This window comes from Roseibium aestuarii (genome assembly GCF_008477545.1).
Lineage (GTDB): Bacteria > Pseudomonadota > Alphaproteobacteria > Rhizobiales > Stappiaceae > Roseibium > Roseibium aestuarii.
Genome location: NZ_VORA01000007.1, coordinates 68,303 through 82,000 on the forward strand (window position 1 = coordinate 68,303; position 13,698 = coordinate 82,000).

The 13,698-nt window shown below is 65.0% G+C and carries 15 protein-coding genes; 6 read left to right on the top strand and 9 right to left on the bottom strand.

Translation table 11 applies throughout. The features are described 5' to 3' along the window. Positions 1-95: 95 nt before the first annotated feature. Positions 96-545, top strand: a complete 450-nt coding sequence (locus tag FR728_RS17655) for a TspO/MBR family protein (RefSeq protein WP_149894072.1) — start codon at positions 96-98, stop codon at positions 543-545. A gap of 57 nt (positions 546-602) precedes the next feature. On the opposite strand, the gene folK is transcribed toward FR728_RS17655, so the two are convergent. The 4 genes from folK to FR728_RS17675 all read right to left on the bottom strand — a co-directional run bounded on the left by folK (position 603) and on the right by FR728_RS17675 (position 3,729). After that, the gene (gene folK, locus FR728_RS17660; RefSeq protein ID WP_149894073.1) at positions 603-1,103 is read right to left on the bottom strand and encodes a 2-amino-4-hydroxy-6-hydroxymethyldihydropteridine diphosphokinase; all 501 of its coding nucleotides are present in this window, start codon (positions 1,101-1,103) and stop codon (positions 603-605) included. After that, on the bottom strand, positions 1,100-1,930 hold the full coding sequence (folP, locus tag FR728_RS17665) for a dihydropteroate synthase (protein WP_208998899.1): 831 nt from the start codon (positions 1,928-1,930) through the stop codon (positions 1,100-1,102). The genes folK and folP overlap by 4 nt, the downstream gene beginning before the upstream one ends. 126 nt (positions 1,931-2,056) lie before the next feature. After that, positions 2,057-3,280 carry a multidrug effflux MFS transporter gene (locus FR728_RS17670; RefSeq protein ID WP_149894074.1) on the bottom strand — a complete coding sequence of 408 codons (1,224 nt, stop codon included), beginning with the start codon at positions 3,278-3,280 and terminating at the stop codon, positions 2,057-2,059. Then, positions 3,277-3,729 carry a MarR family winged helix-turn-helix transcriptional regulator gene (locus tag FR728_RS17675; RefSeq protein ID WP_149894075.1) on the bottom strand — a complete coding sequence of 151 codons (453 nt, stop codon included), beginning with the start codon at positions 3,727-3,729 and terminating at the stop codon, positions 3,277-3,279. The genes FR728_RS17670 and FR728_RS17675 overlap by 4 nt, the downstream gene beginning before the upstream one ends. Before the next feature lie 240 nt (positions 3,730-3,969). On the opposite strand from FR728_RS17675, the gene typA reads away from it, so the two are divergent. The 5 genes from typA to FR728_RS17700 all read left to right on the top strand — a co-directional run bounded on the left by typA (position 3,970) and on the right by FR728_RS17700 (position 8,847). After that, a complete protein-coding gene (gene typA, locus FR728_RS17680; protein WP_149894076.1) occupies positions 3,970-5,793 on the top strand; it encodes a translational GTPase TypA in 1,824 nt (607 codons plus the stop codon). A 185-nt stretch (positions 5,794-5,978) separates the two neighbouring features. Next, positions 5,979-6,515 (top strand): hypothetical protein, encoded by a 537-nt coding sequence (locus FR728_RS17685; protein WP_149894077.1) that lies wholly within the window; start codon positions 5,979-5,981, stop codon positions 6,513-6,515. Between the two features lie 267 nt (positions 6,516-6,782). Beyond that, entirely contained in the window at positions 6,783-7,772 is a 990-nt protein-coding gene (locus FR728_RS17690; protein WP_149894078.1) for a sodium-dependent bicarbonate transport family permease, read from the top strand. A gap of 3 nt (positions 7,773-7,775) precedes the next feature. Further along, a complete protein-coding gene (locus tag FR728_RS17695; protein ID WP_149894079.1) occupies positions 7,776-8,087 on the top strand; it encodes a P-II family nitrogen regulator in 312 nt (103 codons plus the stop codon). A gap of 97 nt (positions 8,088-8,184) precedes the next feature. Beyond that, entirely contained in the window at positions 8,185-8,847 is a 663-nt protein-coding gene (locus FR728_RS17700; protein WP_377175527.1) for a carbonic anhydrase, read from the top strand. 26 nt (positions 8,848-8,873) lie between these two features. Here the strand turns inward: FR728_RS17700 and pqqE are convergent, their stop codons facing one another. The 5 genes from pqqE to FR728_RS17725 form a co-directional block, all read right to left on the bottom strand. Then, positions 8,874-10,361, bottom strand: a complete 1,488-nt coding sequence (gene pqqE, locus FR728_RS17705; RefSeq protein WP_188318947.1) for a pyrroloquinoline quinone biosynthesis protein PqqE — start codon at positions 10,359-10,361, stop codon at positions 8,874-8,876. Then, positions 10,358-11,209: a pyrroloquinoline-quinone synthase PqqC gene (gene pqqC / locus FR728_RS17710; protein ID WP_341872944.1), complete on the bottom strand. Its 852-nt coding sequence runs from the start codon at positions 11,207-11,209 to the stop codon at positions 10,358-10,360. Before pqqC ends, pqqE begins: the two co-directional genes overlap by 4 nt. Next, positions 11,206-12,141: a pyrroloquinoline quinone biosynthesis protein PqqB gene (gene pqqB, locus FR728_RS17715; protein WP_149894082.1), complete on the bottom strand. Its 936-nt coding sequence runs from the start codon at positions 12,139-12,141 to the stop codon at positions 11,206-11,208. The genes pqqC and pqqB overlap by 4 nt, the downstream gene beginning before the upstream one ends. A 56-nt stretch (positions 12,142-12,197) precedes the next feature. Further along, entirely contained in the window at positions 12,198-12,299 is a 102-nt protein-coding gene (gene pqqA / locus FR728_RS17720; protein ID WP_149894083.1) for a pyrroloquinoline quinone precursor peptide PqqA, read from the bottom strand. Positions 12,300-12,631: 332 nt separating this feature from the next. After that, the gene (locus FR728_RS17725) at positions 12,632-13,666 is read right to left on the bottom strand and encodes an aspartate-semialdehyde dehydrogenase (protein WP_149894084.1); all 1,035 of its coding nucleotides are present in this window, start codon (positions 13,664-13,666) and stop codon (positions 12,632-12,634) included. Between the last annotated feature and the right edge of the window lie 32 nt (positions 13,667-13,698).

Sequence of the window (13,698 nt, forward strand, 5' to 3'; positions counted from 1 at the left end):
CTTGTCCCTGCGCGCGAGGCGCCTATCTCTGCCATGAGAGGGAACCAACGCATGCATCAAGCCGTTGTGTTGCCAAAGGAAATCTGGAGATTAACATGAAAAAGGCGCTGAGCCTTGCGGGCTTTCTCGCCCTTGTCGTCGGCGGCGGGCTGGCGATCGGCTTTCTGTTCATGCCCGGCGCCTGGTATCAGGGACTGGAAAAGCCGGCCTTCACCCCGCCGGGCTGGCTGTTCGGCCCGGCCTGGACCACGCTCTACGTGCTGATCGCCATCGCCGGCTGGCGCACGTGGCTGAGCGGAGACCGGGGTGCCATGCGCCTCTGGATGATCCAGCTGCTGCTGAACTTCATGTGGTCGCCGATCGTCTTCGGGCTGAACAACCTGCTCTGCGGCCTGGTCGTGATCCTGGCCATGTGGGTGTCGATCCTGGCCTTCATCGGCAATCGCTGGTCGCGGGATATGGTCGCGGCGGCGCTGTTCCTGCCCTATCTCGGCTGGGTCAGCTTCGCGACCTATCTGAATGCGGGGCTGGTCGTCCTGAACTGACGCCCTTCAAGGCCGCTCCCATCCGGGGCGGCCTTTTCGCATGTATCGACCGTTTGCTCAGTCGTCCAGACGGACGATCTGATCCTGATCGGGGCAGTGGCCCAAGGCTTCATGGGCGGTTCGCCCGTCGCCCAGCGGCGCGTCCGGCCAGATCTCGGCCAGGGGCACCAGAACGAAGGCGCGCTCGCCCATGCGGGGATGGGGCAGGGTGAGGTGGTCCTCGTCGAGCCTTTCCAGTCCGTAGATCAGAACGTCGATGTCGATGATCCGGGGGCCCCAGCGGATGTCGCGCACCCGGCCCAGCTCCTTTTCGACGGCCAGACACCGGTCCAGCAGATCGCGGGGGCCAAGCTCGGTCTCGATGACCACGCAGGCATTGCGGTAGTCATCCTGCGGCACGGGGCCCCAGGGCGGCGTCCGGTAGTCGGACGAGCGGGCAATCAGCCGCAGACCCGGCGTGGCCTGAAGGCGGCGCAGGGCCTCGTCCAGGTTCCGGCGGGTGTCGCCCAGATTGGATCCGAGGCCGAGCGCGGCCCGAACGGAGGGTCTGGAAGTCACGGAACAATCCTCTCGCGGCGCATGGCGGCCTGAATGCGCACCGCATCGGCATGGGGCTTCACGTCGTGCACGCGGACAATCGCGGCGCCGCGCTCCACGGCCAGAAGGTGGAAGGCGAGGGAGCCGAAGAGCCGGTCTCCGACTTCGGCGTCCAGTGCCGCGCCGATCATGCGCTTGCGCGAGGCGCCGGCCAGGATCGGAAGGCCGTGGCGGCCAAGGTCGTCCTGCCGGTTCAGGATCACGAAATTCTGGTCCATGGTCTTGCCGAAGCCGTAGCCCGGGTCGAGAATCTGGCGCTCGCGCGCAATGCCGGCCCTGCCGGCCAGCTCCATGGAGCGCTCGAAGAACCGGTGAATGTCGCTCATCACGTCGAGATGAGGGTCAGTCTCCAGTCGGTTGTGCATCATGACCACGTGAACGCCGGCCTCCGCGACCGCGTCGGCCATCTCTGGATCCTTTTGCAGACCCCAGACGTCATTGACGATCACGGCACCGGCGGCACAGGCACGCCGGGCGATCTCCGCCTTGTAGGTGTCGATGGAAACCGGAACGCCGAGCGCGCAGACGGCCGGCAGGACAGGGGCAAGGCGGGCCCATTCGTCCTCGGGGCTGACGACGGGGGCGCCCGGTCTGGTGCTTTCACCGCCAATGTCGAGAATGTCCGCGCCCTCGGCGATCATCCTGCGTGCATGGTCGAGGGCAGCTTGCCCGCTGTCGTGGCGCCCGCCGTCGGAGAAGGAATCCGGGGTCACGTTCAGGATGCCCATCACATGGGCCCGGCCGGGCGGCATGGAGCCGGGCAGCTCATAGGCGGTGCAGGCAGGCATGGGAGGGTCCTCGTCGTCGCGGTCCGGCCAGGCGGACATGTGGCGGGTGATGCCGGGTTTCCGGGAGGAGGTCAAGACGCAGCGGCGGCCGCAGGTGGAAATGATCCGCTTTGGCCTGCCGGCCGGTCAGCTGGCGTCGGCAAGGTCGACCGCGCGCCGCCGCAGGAGGAGATATCCCGCGATGCCGATCAGCGGGAGCACCGCGGTCACGGTGGTCATTCCGAGAACCGGATCGCCGAGGGCGGCAATCGCCAGGCTGCCGACGATGCCGCTGCCGAACTGAAAGAAGCCCATCAGCGAGGAGGCCGCCCCGGCCATGTGAGGGAAGGGCATGAGCGCCGCCGTGAAGGTGGAGGGCATGAGCAGGGCGATGAAGAAGACAAAGAGCGCCGTCGGTCCCATGACCAGCAGATAGGTCGGCTCGAAGATCCGGGTCAGGGTGGCAATGAGCAGGCAGGCCAGAAGGACGCCGGCCATGCCTGGCAGCAGCAACTTCGAGGCATCCATCCGCTTCAGCAGGCGGCCGGTCACCAGGGTGCCGCTCATGAAGCTGACGGATTGCAGCATCATGCCGAGGCCATATTGCGAGGGGCTGAGGCCAACCACGTTCACCAGGATGAAGGCCTGCACGGTGGCGAGGGCGTAGATGTTGCCGAGGCCCAGGCCGATGACGAGGGTGGGCGCCATGTAGCGGGGATCCCGCAACAGGGTCATGTAGTTGCGCAGGACCTTGCCGGGCCGGATGTGGCTGCGGTCGCGGGCGGTGTTGGTTTCCCTCTGGAACAGCAGCACCGCCAGGGCGAGCGTCGCGCCATAGACGATCATGGCGTAGAAGATCTGGTGCCAGCCGAAGAATTCCAGGATCAGCCCGCCGATGGTCGGCGAGACGGCCGGCGCCAGGGCCAGCATGGTGCCGATGGTGTTCATGATCTGGGCCGAGGTCTGTCCGGTGTACTGGTCGCGGACGATGGCGCGGGACACGGTGATGCCGACGGCGGCGCCGATCCCCTGCAACACGCGGGCGATGATCAGCCAGTCGACCGTCGGAGCAAAGGTCGCCAGCATGGAAGAGGCCAGATAGAGCAGCAGAAAGGCGAGGGTGACGGGCTTGCGGCCGAAGGCATCGGTGAGCGGTCCGCTGACGAGCTGCGTCAGGGCAAAGCCCGCAAAATAGGCGGTGAGCGTGAGCTTCACCATCGCGTCGGTGGTGCCGAGTTCCGCGGTAAGCGCCGGCATGGCGGGCGTATAAAGCGCCATGGTCAGCGGGCCGATGGCCACGAGAGCCGCGCCGAGCAGGGTCGTGCGGCGGGCGCTCATGAGTTGCGGCAACGGCGCGGCGGTTTCGCTCATTCTTCGGCGTCGGCCACGCAGAGGTTATGCTTCATCTTTTCCAGCAGCTCGGTCAGCAGCTCCTGATGCTCTTCGGGAATGCCCTGAAGGGCCTCGTCGCGCAGATCGAAGATCACGCCGGCAATGTCGTGGACCACAGGCCCGGCCGTGGGGGAGAGATTGACGAGCTTGGCGCGGCGGTCGGTCGGGTCGACGGTGCGCTCCACCAGTCCGGCCCGCTCCAGCCCGTCGAGATAGCCGACGACGGTCATGGGCTCGACGCCCATCCGTTCGGCAAGGGCGGCCTGGCGCAGGTTGGGATTTCGCCAGACGAAGGCAAGGGCGCGGGCTTCCGCGACCGTCAGGCCCGTGTCGATGCTCGTCAGGCGCCGTTCGAACCGGCGGCGCAGCAGACGCGAAATGTCGACAATCGTCAGGGTGACGGCGTTGGTGGCTTCTCTTGCAGGCATGGGTACCCGGATAAAGTAAGGATTCCTTATCTCTTTAGGGCGGGGTCCTAACCATGTCAAGGAAACCGCGATGCGCCGCATTGCACAAATCAGGTCGCACGCGTATACAGGGCGCAAATTCGGCTTCGGGACTCTGCGCTTTGGTTCCGGACCGTAACCTCATGCGATTCAAGCCAAGGCATGTCACGCGGGCCCTTTTCTGATCAGAAGGCCCGCGCGTGTCTTTTGGAGCCTAGACTTATGAACCTGCGCAATATCGCCATCATCGCACACGTCGACCATGGCAAGACGACCCTCATCGACGTGCTTCTGAAGAAGTCCGGCGCTTTCCGCGACAACCAACGGACCGGCGAGCGGATGATGGACAGCAACGACATCGAACGCGAGCGTGGCATCACCATTCTCGCCAAGGTGACCTCGCTGGAGTGGAACAACACCCGCATCAACATCGTGGATACCCCGGGCCACGCCGACTTCGGCGGCGAAGTGGAACGTATCCTGCACATGGTCGACGGCGTGATCCTGCTGGTTGACGCTGCCGAAGGCCCGATGCCGCAGACCAAGTTCGTGCTCGGTAAGGCCCTGAAGCTCGGCCTGAAGCCGATCGTCGCCATCAACAAGATCGACAAGCCGGAACAGCGCGCCGACGAAGTTCTCGACGAGGTCTTCGATCTGTTCGCCTCGCTGGACGCCAACGAAGATCAGCTCGACTTCCCGGTCCTCTACGGCTCCGCCAAGCAGGAGTGGATGTCCACCGAGCCGGAAGGCCCGAAGGACAGCATGGCTCCGCTCTTCGAAATGGTTCTCAACAAGGTGCCGGCTCCGGCGTCCGAACCGGGCTCCTTCAAGATGCTGGCGACGACGATCGAATCCGATCCGTTCCTGGGCCGCATCCTCACCGGTCGCATCGTGTCCGGTCAGGCCACCCCGAACATGGCCATCAAGGCCCTGTCCCGCGATGGCAAGCTGATCGAAACCGGCCGCGTCTCCAAGATCCTCGCCTTCCGTGGTCTCGAGCGTCAGCCGATCGAGAGCGGTGAAGCGGGCGACATCGTCGCCATTGCCGGCCTGACCAAGGCCACCGTGGCCGACACGCTCTGCGCCACCGACGTGAGCGAAGCGCTTCAGGCCCAGCCGATCGATCCGCCCACCCTGTCCATGACCTTCCGCGTCAACGACAGCCCGCTGGCCGGCACCGAAGGCACCAAGGTGCAGTCCCGCGTGATCCGCGAGCGACTGCTCAAGGAAGCAGAAGGCAACGTGGCGCTCAAGGTGGAAGAAACCGACGAGCCGGATGCGTTCATCGTGTCGGGCCGTGGCGAACTGCTGCTGTCGATCCTGATCGAAAACATGCGCCGCGAAGGCTTCGAGCTGGGCGTCGGTCGTCCGCGCGTGGTCTATCAGGAAGACGCGGATGGCAACCGTCTGGAGCCGATCGAAGAAGTCATCATCGACGTGGATGAGGAGTTCTCCGGTGCCGTCGTGCAGAAGCTGCAGGAACGCAAGGCCGACCTTCTGGAAATGAAGCCGTCCGGCGGTGGCCGCACCCGTCTGGTGTTCCATGCTCCGACCCGTGGCCTGATCGGCTATCAGGCCGAGCTGATGTCCGACACCCGTGGTTCGGCCATCTTCAACCGCCTGTTCCACAGCTACCAGCCGTACAAGGGTCCGATCCAGGGCCGTCACACCGGCGTTCTGCTGTCCAACGGTTCCGGTGAAGCGGTGGCCTATGCCCTGTTCAACCTGGAAGATCGCGGCCCGATGATGATCGAGCCGGGCACCAAGGTCTATCCGGGCATGATCATCGGCGAGCACACCCGTGGCAACGACCTGGAAGTGAACGTGCTGAAGGGCAAGCAGCTGACCAACATCCGCTCGGCCGGCAAGGACGACGCCGTGCGTCTGACCACGCCGATCAAGCTGTCGCTGGAAGGCGCCCTGTCCTACATCGCCGACGACGAGCTGGTCGAAGTGACCCCGACCTCCATCCGTCTGCGCAAGACCCTGCTGGATCCGCATGAGCGCAAGCGCGCCGAGCGTGCAGCCAACAAGGAAAGCGCATGATCCTTCGGATCTGACGCAAGAGACCATGAGAGAGGCGGGCCGTAAGGCCCGCCTTTTTCTTTGGCCGCAGTGGACATGGCAGGGTTAACGCTTCTTTACGAAGCCTAATTCTTTGTTAATCTTTCTGCGCCACCGTGGAACTGTGCCCAGAAGGGTGCCTTTGCCACGAAGGCCAGGAGGCCCTCATGCCAGACACCATCGAAAGACCGATTCATTCGCAGGCCGTGCCTCACGCCACCGAATATCCCCGGGACCGGGAACGCCGGCGCCAAAGGGAGGGCGATGGGGAGAGCCATGGCGAGAGAAAGCAGCAGGGCTCTGGTGAGCGCTTCGACGCGGAGCCCGCAGAGAAACCTGCGCCGGAGAGCGATGCGCCCGAGGAGGCGGCTTTCGTCATCGATCATCTGGAAGAGGACCACCGGCTGGACAGTGTCAGCGCCTATGTAAGCCTGGGCGTGGCCGCGCTTCATCATGTGCCCGCCCCGCCGCCCCTGTCGCCGTCCGCATCTCCTTCGGCAGCGGCAGACGCGGCTCCAGAGGCTGGGCAAGAGACTGGGCAAGATGTCGGGGGCGATGTAGCGGAACCGCCGCGTAGGAGCGATGACGAACCGGCGGCAAGCGACGAGAGCGGGGAGGCCAGCATGCCGTCCGGGCTTGTCCGTCACGCCTATGAGGACCATCCCGCACAGGAGCCCCCGCATCGGCTGAACATCGCCACGTAAGGCATCTTCAAGCAACCTTCGGGCGAAGCGAGGCGTCGCCTGCGCCGATGACGCGCGGTTTGTAGTACACCCTGTGGTTTTCTAAGTATTTTCCCGAGGCCATCCCCTTGAAATCCGTCTGACCGGTTCCAAGTCTGCCTCCAGCTTCGGTCGGCATCGATGCGCTGTGCGCAGATCCTTGCAGGACCGAAGGCCTTTCCCCGTTCATCTTGAGCGCGCGGGATACAGTCGAAAACGAAACGGGAGCGCAGCTCCACGGGGGTCATCTTGCTCGAGACAATCGTCACCCTTGCGGTGAACAACCTCTTGTCGCCCATCATCCTCTTCTTCGTACTCGGTCTGGCTGCCTCCTTCCTGCGCTCCGATCTGTCGGTGCCGGAGGCGGCTGCCAAGGCCCTGTCGATCTATCTGCTCTTCGCCATCGGCTTCAAGGGCGGTGTCGCTGTCAGCGATCACGGTGTCGACCGGATGCTGATCACGACGCTGCTGGCGGGGGTGGTCCTGTCCTTTGCCATTCCGCTGATTGCCTTCGGCCTCCTGCGGGTCATGACGCGCCTGAGCGTCATCGACGCGGCGGCGGTGGCCGGTCACTACGGCTCGATCTCCATCGTCACCTTCGTGGCGGCGACATCGGTGCTGCAGAGCCAGGGCCTTGCCAGCGAGGGCTACATGGTGGCAACCGCCGCCGCCATGGAAGCACCCGCCATCCTCTCCGCCCTCTGGCTCGTCGCCCGCTATGGCGCGGTTGCTGGCGACAGCACCGGAGAACGCGAGGGACTCCTGCGCGAGATCCTGCTCAATGGCTCGATCGTGCTTCTGGTCGGATCCTTCGTGATCGGCATGATCACGGGCAAGAACGGGCTGAAGGAAATCGAGAGCTTCATCGTCTCGCCCTTCAAGGGCGTGCTCTGCCTCTTCCTGCTCGACATGGGGCTGGTGGCCGGTCGCGGCCTGCGCTCGGCCCGTGACGTGCTGAAACCCGGACTGGTCGCCTTCGGGGTCGTCATGCCGGTGCTTGGCAGCTTGCTCGGTCTTGGCGCCAGCCTGCCGATCGGCCTGTCGGTCGGCGGCAGTGTGCTGCTCATGACCCTGTGCGCTTCGGCGTCCTACATCGCCGTTCCGGCGGCCATGCGCGTGGCCCTGCCGGAAGCCAATCCGTCCGTCTATCTCACCATGTCCCTCGGGATCACCTTCCCCTTCAACCTCACACTTGGCGTGCCGCTCTATCTGACGCTGGCCAGCCTCGCCGGGAGCTGAACCATGGAAACCAACAAGGCCAAACGGGTCGAAATCATCATCGAGGCACCGATGGAAGGACGCCTGACCGATGCGCTGGAGGCTGCGGGCGTCACCGGCTTCACCGTGCTGCCGGTGCTCGGGGGCAGCGGGCGCTCGGGCCGATGGAGCCGGGAGGGGCAGGTCTCGCGGGCTGGCGGCATGGTCGCCGTCATCAGCATCGTGCGGCCCGAGCGGCTGGATGGCCTGCTGGAGGCCGCCTTCAAGGTGGTGAACCGGCACATCGGCGTGGTCAGCGTCAGCGACTGCGAAGTCCTGCGCGCAGAGCGGTTCTAGACGAAAAGCCTCCCGGCGGTGTGCTAGGCATGGGCTGCTTTATTTTCTATAAGGCAGCCTGATGTTCCCGAATGTGCAGTATGCCGGAGGCAAGCTCTTGAACTTTCCAAGCGATCTGATTGCAGGATACGGCCGCTATCTCCAGAAGGGGTTCGTCCGCTACAAGGAGACCCACGAGCATCTGGCAATCTACGGCCAGAAGCCGCAGGTGATGGTCATTTCCTGCTGCGACAGCCGGGTCACGCCGGAAGGCATCTTCCATGCCGGGCCGGGCGAACTCTTCGTCTTCCGCAACGTTGCCAATCTCGTGCCGCCCTGCGAGGAGGACAGCGGTCTGCACGGCACGAGTGCCGCCATCGAATATGCGGTGCGCGCGCTCAAGGTGAAGCACATCGTCGTCATGGGCCATGCCAAGTGCGGCGGCGTCCAGGCTTTCCGCGAGAACGCCAATGCGCCGACGCTGAAGGGCGACTTCATCGGCCGCTGGATCAAGCTGCTGGAACCGGCGGCGATTGCCATGGCCTGCATGCCCGTCGACAAGCTGGATGATCCGCAGCTGGCCATGGAATATGCCGGCGTGCGCCAGTCCCTGAAGAACCTGGAGACCTTCCCCTTCGTGAAGGAAGAGCTCGAGGCGGGCAGCCTGTCCATCCACGGTGCTTGGTTCGACATCGGCTCGGGCGAGTTGCGCGTCATGGATCCGGAGACCCAGGTCTTCCACACCACGGAAACGGATGTGGGCGCGGCCGAAGAGGCCTGAGCCGTCCGCTACAGGCCGACGATCCTTCAGACAAGCTCGCGGGCGGCCCCGATCACCCGCGGGCGGATCTCTTGGCGCGGCGGCAATTGCCGCAGGTCGGCGTGATGGGGGGACTTGATGCAGACCGGATCGGTGGCCGCCGCATTGCCCGTCATGGCGAAGGCCTGACACCGGCAGCCGCCGAAGTCCTGCTCCTTGCGCTCGCAACTCCGGCAGGGCTCCGGCATCCAGTCGAGACCCCGAAAGCGGTTGAACGCCTCCGATCGCTCCCAGATATCGCGAACCGGCATGCGCGTCGCGTTCTCGAAGCGCATGGACGTGATGGTCTGCGCGGCATGGCACGGCAGCATGGTGCCGTCGGGAGTGAGCGCGAAGGCATCCGCTCCCCAGCCGCCCATGCAGGGCTTGGGATAATCGGCGTAATAGTCCGGCGTCACGAAATCGATGGCGAGAACCCCGGTCAGATCGCGGCGGATCTTCTCCACATAGTCCACCTGTCGCAATACATCGTCCCGGTGGGGCAGCAGCGCCGAGCGGTTGAGCCAGGCCCAGCCGTAATATTGCACATTCGCGATCTCGAGCCGGTCCGCACCCAGCGAGAGGGCAAGGGCCACATAGTCCGGGACTTCGTCGATGTTCAGGCGATGGATGGGCGCGTTGATCGTCAAGGGCAGGCCCAGGTCCCGCGCCTGAGCGGCCGCCGCCAGTTTCTTCGCGTGAGCACCGGGATAGCGGCCGACCCGTTCCGTCGTCTCCGCATGGGCGCCCTGGAAGCTGATCTGCACGTGATTGAGCCCGGCATCCGCCAGCCGCTCCAGCCGGTCGCCACCCAGGGTCACGCCGGCGGTGATGAGATTGGAATAGACCCCGAGCCGCGCCAGATGGGCGATGATCTCCTCCAGATCCTTGCGCAGGGTCGGTTCTCCCCCGGACAGATGAGCCTGCACCACCCCGAGCTCGGCGGCCTGGGTGAAGATGTCCAACCACGCCGCGTCAGGGAGCTCCCGGTTTGCCTTCAGAAGCTCCAGCGGATTGGAGCAGTAGCCGCACTGGAGTGGACAGCGATGGGTCAGCTCCGCCAGCAGTCCGAGGGGCGCGCCGATCCGCCTGTCCAGCTCGGCGAAGGATGAGGGCAGGGGATCCACCTGTCGTTGGGCAGCGGAGGAAGCCGCCGGGCGTGCCGCATCGGCCGCTCCGGGGTTTCGGGACCGTCCCGCGCGCGGGCGCAGAAGCAGCCTGTCGCACCAGTCCTGCAGGAATTCGATGACGTCCGGGGCGATCACCTCGACCGGCGCGGCATAGTCGCAGGCCAGATCCTCGATCACTTCGGCGACCGTGGCGCTCCCGTCGCAGCGGCGCAGGATGTCGACGCTGATCTCATCGGGCCAGAGCACCTTTTCAGGCGCCAGCACCATCCAGCGGCCCCGTGTGCGGTCGCGCCGGAGCAGGACCTGGGGAGCGAGGCGCAGGCAACTCAGAAGGGTGACCCGATGGCGGGAGGCGGGGCCCGTCATGTGCGGTGGTCCTTCGGCCGGAAGGCACCGGGAGGGATCTGGCCGGGGCTGACATAGGCGTGGTGGAGGGCGTCGAGCATGGCCCAGAGCAGGTCGCATTTGGCCAGAAGCGCCTCGACCGCCTCGGCCTGCTTCTCTGGCGTATCGGCCCACCGGGTGACGAGGGCCAGCGCGTGTTCGGCATCGCGTGGAGCCTGATGCAGGCGCGGGGTGAAATAGGACAGCGTTTCCTCGGTGATGTAGTCGTAACGGGCGAGCATGGCCGGAACCCGTTCACCGATGGCGACCGGAGAGAAGAGTTCGGTGAGCGAGGAGGCCACGGCGGTCAGGAGGCTGCCCTGCGTCACCAGATCCAGATAGGCCCCGACCGCATAGCGGGTGGCGGGAAGCGCCTTGCGCCGGGCGGTGACCATGTCGCGGTCAAGTCCCAGACCTTCCGCCAGCTTGAGCCAGCGGCGGATGCCGCCATCCTTCTCGCCGTTTTCCTCGCCATCATGGTCGATGATGCGCTTGCGCCATTCGCGCCGGAACTCCGGATCTTCGGACCGGGCGAGGATCAGCGCGTCCTTCTTCGGAATGGTTGCCTGATAGCAGTAGCGGTTGAGCGCCCAGGCCTGCATCTGGCCAAGGGTGAGGTCCCCGGCATTCATCAGGCGGTGGAAGGGATGATGAATGTGATAGCGCGCGAAACCGGCTTCCCGCAGGGCCTGTTCCAGTTCCGTCGGCGTCAGCAGTCGCTGGCCGGCCCGGATCGCCTCGACGATCTGCGGACCCACATCCTCCGGGCGGGAGAAGGGGTTCGGGGCGGCGTCGCCCTGCAGGGCGGAGAGGGTGGCAGGCGGGGTCACAGGCTGATCTCCATGCCGTCGAACCCGATCTCCCAGCCGGCCTCGCGCACGCGGGCCGCAGCCTCGGATCCCGGGTCGAGGATCGGATTGGTGGTGTTGATGTGGACGTAGATCTTTCGTGCCGCGCCGATGCCGGACAGGGCTTCGAGGGACCCCTGCTCCCCGGCAATGGCCATGTGGCCCATGCGGGCGCCGGTCTTGGTGCCGACGCCGCTGTCGGCCATTTCCGTGTCGTGGAATACGGTGCCATCGAAGAGCAGGCAGGCGGCTTCCTCCAGCCGCTTGCGCAGGGTCGGCGGAACGGAGGCGCAGCCGGGAACATAGACGAGGGGGTTCTCGTCGCCAGTGCCGTTTGTGAGGCTCAGGCCCATGGTGTCGCCGGGCGCCGTGCCGAAATCGGCGGCGGCCTCATTTTCCAGAAAGAGCGCCACCTTGCCGGGAACGGGGAAGGTCTCCACGCTCAGGCCCAGCGGCGCGCCATCGGGGCCGGCCAGTTCCAACCGGCCTTCGAGGGGCAGGGGGCGTCGATCCACCACGTCGGCGCGCAGCACGCCGAAGATGCTGTTGTCGCGCAAGGTGGCCAGCACCCGCTCACTGGCATAAAGGGCGAAGGGTTCGCTTTCGCGCAGGGACAGCAGGCCCGCGATATGGTCCACATCCGCATTGGTCAGCACCACGGCGCGAATGGGGCTGTGGCGCAAGGGGCCATCTGCACGGGGATGCAGCTCCGGGGTGGCGGCGATCTGCTGGCGAATATCCGGTGAAGCATTGAACAGCACCCAGTCCCGGCCGTCGGCGCTGGCCGCGATGCTGGACTGGGTTCTCGCCCGGAATCCGGGCCGGCCTTCCCGCACTGATCGGCTGAGCGGAGCGTTGCAGTTCCATTGGGGAAAGCCGCCACCGGCGGCCGAGCCGAGAATTCGCACCTTCACCGGATATCCCTTTCTCCTTGTCCCGGGCAGTTCGGGCCCGGGATGGATGGATCAGGTCACTTCTTGCGGCCGCAGGTGCCCACTTCCGCCGGCATGTAGCGGGTGATTTCGAATCCGGCTTCCACGGCCGTCATCTGGGGCTTGGTCCAGGTCTTCATGTCGTGTCCTCCTGTGGTTGACATGCGGGGCAAGCCTAGCACCGGCCCAGAGAATCCAGGGCTGCCACCAAGGTCTGTATTGGTGTGGGAAAGAATTCGACGTCTTCGCATTTGCGGAAAACGTCAAGCATCCATGATGTCGAAGAGATCCGGGGCGACGGATCAGGAAAATCAGGATCCGTGTTGCTCTGCAAAAGAAGACGTTAACAAGATTTAATGTGGCTTCTGGCAGGTGCGCGGCAGGTCTGGCAAGGCGAATGCAAAAAAACGCCCCGGCGCGGGCCGGGGCGTCTGTCTCGCTGGATGAGGGGTCGGGGGACCGGATGAACCGATCAGGCCGCCTGCTTCTTCGGCTTGATCAGGCCGCGGTTCACCAAAACCTCGGCGATCTGCACGGCGTTCAGGGCCGCACCCTTGCGCAGGTTGTCGGCCACGACCCACATGTTCAGGCCGTTTTCAACGGTCGCGTCCTCGCGGATGCGGGAGATGTAGGTGGCGTCTTCACCGGCGCTTTCGTACGGGGTGATGTAGCCGCCGTCTTCCTGCTTGTCGATGACGAGGCAGCCCGGGGCTTCGCGCAGGATGGCGCGGGCCTCATCGGCGGTGATCTCGTTCTCGAACTCGATGTTCACGCTCTCGGAGTGACCGATGAAGACCGGCACGCGCACGGCGGTGCAGGTGACCTTGATCTTCGGATCAAGCATCTTCTTGGTCTCGGCGAGAACCTTCCATTCTTCCTTGGTGTAGCCGTCTTCCATGAAGACGTCGATGTGGGGAATGACGTTGAAGGCGATGCGCTTGGTGAACTTCTTCGGCTCGATCGGGTCGTTGACGAAGACGGCACGGGTCTGTTCGAACAGCTCTTCCATGGCTTCCTTGCCGCCGCCGGAGACGGACTGATAGGTGGAGACCACGACGCGCTTGATCTTGGCTGCATCATGCAGGGGCTTGAGAGCCACGACCAGCTGGGCGGTGGAGCAGTTCGGGTTGGCGATGATGTTTTTCTTGGAGAAGCCGACGATGGCATCGGCATTCACTTCCGGAACGATCAGCGGCACGTCGGCGTCGTAGCGCCAGGACGAGGAGTTGTCGATCACGACGCAGCCCTTGGCACCGATCTTCGGCGACCATTCCTTGGAGACGGCACCGCCAGCGGACATGAGGCAGATATCGGTGTCGGAGAAGTCGTAGTTCTCCATGGCCTGGACCTTCAGCGTCTTGTCGCCGAAGGAGACTTCAGTGCCCTGGGAGCGGCGGGAGGCGAGAGCCACGACCTCGTCGGCCGGGAAGCCGCGTTCGGCCAGGATGTCCAGCATCTCACGGCCGACGTTGCCCGTGGCGCCCGCGATAGCGATCTTGTAACCCATGTTGAAGTTCCTCATCCGTCTCCCCGCTCAGG

Excerpts from the sequence above, each read along its gene's own strand:
- FR728_RS17655 (WP_149894072.1), top strand. The coding sequence starts at position 96 with ATGAAAAAGGCGCTGAGCCTTGCGGGCTTTCTCGCCCTTGTCGTCGGC.
- folP (WP_208998899.1), bottom strand. The coding sequence starts at position 1,930 with ATGCCTGCCTGCACCGCCTATGAGCTGCCCGGCTCCATGCCGCCCGGC.
- FR728_RS17670 (WP_149894074.1), bottom strand. The coding sequence starts at position 3,280 with ATGAGCGAAACCGCCGCGCCGTTGCCGCAACTCATGAGCGCCCGCCGC.
- FR728_RS17675 (WP_149894075.1), bottom strand. The coding sequence starts at position 3,729 with ATGCCTGCAAGAGAAGCCACCAACGCCGTCACCCTGACGATTGTCGAC.
- typA (WP_149894076.1), top strand. The coding sequence starts at position 3,970 with ATGAACCTGCGCAATATCGCCATCATCGCACACGTCGACCATGGCAAG.
- FR728_RS17685 (WP_149894077.1), top strand. The coding sequence starts at position 5,979 with ATGCCAGACACCATCGAAAGACCGATTCATTCGCAGGCCGTGCCTCAC.
- FR728_RS17695 (WP_149894079.1), top strand. The coding sequence starts at position 7,776 with ATGGAAACCAACAAGGCCAAACGGGTCGAAATCATCATCGAGGCACCG.
- pqqE (WP_188318947.1), bottom strand. The coding sequence starts at position 10,361 with ATGACGGGCCCCGCCTCCCGCCATCGGGTCACCCTTCTGAGTTGCCTG.
- pqqA (WP_149894083.1), bottom strand. The coding sequence starts at position 12,299 with ATGAAGACCTGGACCAAGCCCCAGATGACGGCCGTGGAAGCCGGATTC.
- FR728_RS17725 (WP_149894084.1), bottom strand. The coding sequence starts at position 13,666 with ATGGGTTACAAGATCGCTATCGCGGGCGCCACGGGCAACGTCGGCCGT.